Source organism: Rhodobium orientis, from assembly GCF_003258835.1.
In the GTDB taxonomy this organism is placed as follows: Bacteria; Pseudomonadota; Alphaproteobacteria; order Rhizobiales; family Rhodobiaceae; genus Rhodobium; species Rhodobium orientis.
The window spans coordinates 1-266 of the sequence record NZ_NPEV01000180.1; the positions used below are offsets into that span (position 1 = coordinate 1).

The window sequence follows — 266 nt, forward strand, 5'->3', positions numbered from 1 at the left end:
ACAAGAGCAGCCAGACGGCGATGAAAAGCACGGGCGACAGACCCCTTTTCGGATATTGGATCTCCACGATGGTTTCAGAACCGCCGACGGTTTGGACATCAAGGTCAGGAAACGATTTATGTACAGCTTCAATCACCTTCATCACGTCCAGCACCACCATGCTTTGATCCGCTTTGCTGACCTGATAAATAGGCAGCCGTTCAAGCTTTTCTTTGTATCGGCGGTCACCCGCTACCTGTGCGATATGGCCGAGCAAAATCAATTCA

1 protein-coding gene is annotated in these 266 nt (G+C 50.4%); it reads right to left on the reverse strand.

The features are described from left to right. Positions 1–266: stage V sporulation protein AA (locus CH339_RS25735; protein WP_170138638.1), on the reverse strand; the 266-nt coding region annotated here is incomplete at both ends.